3 protein-coding genes are annotated in these 3,520 nt (G+C 47.4%); 1 reads left to right on the forward strand and 2 read right to left on the reverse strand.

Translation table 11 applies throughout. The annotated features are described in order from the left end of the window. On the reverse strand, positions 1-1,596 hold a 1,596-nt coding region (locus ACFPLB_RS15900; protein WP_378231454.1), incomplete at its 3' end, for an autotransporter outer membrane beta-barrel domain-containing protein. Positions 1,597-2,044: 448 nt separating this feature from the next. After that, on the reverse strand, positions 2,045-2,662 hold the full coding sequence (locus ACFPLB_RS15905) for a LysE family translocator (protein WP_378231456.1): 618 nt from the start codon (positions 2,660-2,662) through the stop codon (positions 2,045-2,047). 202 nt (positions 2,663-2,864) lie between these two features. Here ACFPLB_RS15905 and ACFPLB_RS15910 point away from each other — a divergent pair, with 202 nt between their 5' ends. Then, positions 2,865-3,317, forward strand: coding sequence for an Lrp/AsnC family transcriptional regulator (locus ACFPLB_RS15910; RefSeq protein WP_378231458.1), 453 nt, complete (start codon positions 2,865-2,867; stop codon positions 3,315-3,317). Positions 3,318-3,520: the final 203 nt, after the last annotated feature.

Raw genomic sequence — 3,520 nt, forward strand, 5'->3', positions numbered from 1 at the left:
GGCATAGGCGCCACCAACCACCGCCTGATCGCCTTCAAACATATAATCGCCAAGCAGAGAGAAGGTGCCAGCAGATGATCCGGTGACATCGATGATCTTGATGCCCTCATTGGTTTGAGCGCCGGTGCCTTGATCGTTTTGCACCCTGACATAAGTTCTGCCAGACGTATCACCATCTATGAGCAGATGGTCCGTAATTGAATCATCGTCATGAAGTTTCGTATCAATAATCAGCAGTCCATCATGTGAGGTGTAATCTCCTATTAAGCTTATTTCATCTCCTGCGCGGCTCCCATAAAAACCATCCTCAAGTATAATTTTTCCTTCATTATGTAAATTACCAGTGATTGTATAATCATATACGTTACCATTGATCTCATATGGCCTTAAAGATGCGCCGGACAGGAGATTAACCGTGTTTAAGATTGAGCTTCCACTCATATGCCATATGCTTTTATCACCATCAATATCGAGGTTGATAATCCCATTGCTTTCTAATTTGGTATATCCATCAAATGTGCTGTGGTTTCCCATTGAAAGGTCAATTATACCAGAATTCTTTGCATGTAAGTTGCCGTTAATCTGATAGATCTTATCAGATACGATCTGGCCGCTATCGCTATCAAAGGATCTGACGCTTGAAACCACCCCAAGTGAATCTTGGCCGTTACTCGCATTGCCGCTGTCAGCTAAAATAGCGAATGCCCCATTTCCAGATGTATTGATGAACACATTGCCAGTTAACTCGACAACCCCTGAATAATCCTGACTTCCACTATCGCTTGAGTCATAATAATAATTTGAATTCCTTCTTACCGCAGCAATGCCATGTGCGTTCTCTCCTGTCGTTTCAATTTGAACATTACTTGTCTTCACATAACCGTAGCCATAGGCGTAGATTCCATTGGCGGAAGCGCCAGAGGTTATAATATTGTGTAGATTATTATTTCCTTCCGTTAGAAATATCTCGGCTCGATCGCTAGACAGGCAGTCATTGAGCGGGAGGCCAAACGGCCCACACCCGCTTAAATCAACTCCGGCATAAACGGCATGACCGCCGTGCCGACTACCATCGGCAGTTGTTTTAACAATTGAATTTCCATTTAAAATAATTTTATTCTTATTAATTCCATCTTTCTTTGCAGTTGTAACTGATCTTACTCCCATCCCGCCTGATGAAAGTATATTTGTATCTCCATTAACAGTTATAATTGCACCGGTACTATCGCGTCCTACGAGAATTCCATCCGCGCTATACCCACTTGCATTAATATTTAAACTCTTAAATGTAATTTTGGGACCCCACTGAATAACATGTATCCCGTCAGCCCTATCTCCAGATGTATTAATCGTAACATTATTATATGTAGTATCACCTGATGCTTGAGATAAGCCATGTTTTAGGCTAATCGTGGTCGTCAAACTAATTTGATCATAGTCATAAATTAGCTTTCCGCCATGATCAGATGGATTATAAGATCCATCAGGTTCACAAACAAGGGAATCTCCGGTTACAGTGCAGTCATCAGCCAATACATTACCTGATATTGAAATGCTTAATCCTATTAAGGCAATTATATAGTAGTATTTATTCATTTGGTTATTGACCTAATTTGATACACTATTAGTAATTACGGATTGACAATCACATGAGGCAAAATAATCTGAGCCTTTATGTAATTGATCTCAGGTTCAGCTTTGCCTCTGCTCTCTGAGCGCTCCAGAGCTTTGGCGCACCATCCTTCGCGAATCGCACAACATTATAGATTGTAATTTCATATTATCACAACCTATAAGAGTGTATTAATTTTGAATGTGTTAAAAAAGTAATAATGAAAAAGGCGACGCTCGGCCTTCAGATCTCTAAATCTAAAGCCTGTCTCTTGAACTTAAGAATCAGTTTTGAGATAAAAATATAAATAAAACAGAGTCTTAACGCGGGCCGCGTGAGTCTGGAAGAAAAGCAGCACGCTTTAGTTTCAGCTTCCCACCAATTGTCTGTTTTGAGATAGCAGCAGCCCTGATCAAGGCTGGGTGCTGACATTTACGATGCAAAGCGCTCGGCTATCAAAGCGATGGCAACAATGATCATGACAGCCCCAGACAAGCGGCTGACGATTTTGGTCACGGCGGGGTTTGCCCTGAGAACGGAATGAGAGGCATAACCCACCATCGTATAGATGATCGTGCAGCTTATGATGGTCAGCAGCCCAAGAACCATGATCTGGGCACTGACCGGCCATGAACCGGCCAGGTCCGTAAATTGTGGCAAGAGCGCCAGGTACAATAACGGCACCTTGGGGTTAAGAGCGCTCATGCCATAGCCTTTTATGGCATACGCCTTTGACGAACCGGCGAACTCGACCTCACCTGCAACGGGCAGGGCTGGATGTCGAACCATGCCGATCCCCAGCCAGACCAGATAGCCTGCGCCCACATAGGTCAGGGCAGCCAGAACCGCCGGTGCGCCGGCAACCACTGCCCCCACACCTGCGGCGACGAGCGCCACGGCGGTAAGGTGCCGGGCCAGCAGACCGAATACGGCAGGGCCGATGGCGCGGTGATCGGGGCTTATGCTTATCATGTAAGCCCAATCCACGCCCGGTGTGATAACGAACAGGAACGAGAATGCCCAGTAGGCGGCAAGCAGTGACGGCGACATTTCAAGCCTCGTAAATACGAAACACTTCTGCACGGCCCATTGACATCGGCAGGCATGTTGCCGTGCCGATTTCCGGTGTGGCGATGCAGGCCCAGCACATTCCGACAATTGCTTGAACCCAAAGGAAAAAATATCACTCCAAGGCGGGAAGGTGCTCCCTAAATCTTGCCAACCAAGCCTCTATTGAGGCAATATCTGCCTCATGGATGAAGCAGACCGAAAGATTCTTGCCGAACTTCAACGCGATGGGCGGCTGACAGTAACCGAGTTGGGAGAGCGGATCGGGCTCAGCCTTTCCCCCTGCCATCGGCGGGTGCGGGCCTTGGAACAGTCGGGCGTCATCAGTGCCTATCGGGCGCAGGTTGATCCGACCAAGGTCGGGCTGAATTTCTCAGCCATCGTTTTTGTCACGCTTGGGGACGGGAACAGCGATTCCGTCCGGGCTTTTGAGACCGCCTTGATGGAAGTACCCCAGATCGTTCAGGCGCAGCGGCTCTTCGGAGATCCTGACTACATGCTTCACGTCCTCAGCCGTGACTTGTCTCATTTTCGTGAACTGTATGACGAATGCTTGTCTGCCCTGCCGGGCGTTCAGCGCCTTACCTCTACCCTTGTGATGAAGAATATCGTCCTGAATCGCCCGGTCCCACTTTAGAGAGTAAATCCATCAGCGCATTCTCGGCCCGGAAGGACAGCGGATGCGTATCACCGACGACTGCCAGCGTGGAATTGGCGTTGCCCCTGATCGACCGTTCAAAACTGAGGAAGGCTATGGGAGATTGGCCATAATGTTGATTGCCGTTGAGATCTGACCCGGGATTTTCACCGAGAATTGACCCGCCTCGTGGATATGATTTG

Source organism: Aquamicrobium segne (genome assembly GCF_042656785.1).
In the GTDB taxonomy this organism is placed as follows: Bacteria; Pseudomonadota; Alphaproteobacteria; order Rhizobiales; family Rhizobiaceae; genus Mesorhizobium; species Mesorhizobium segne.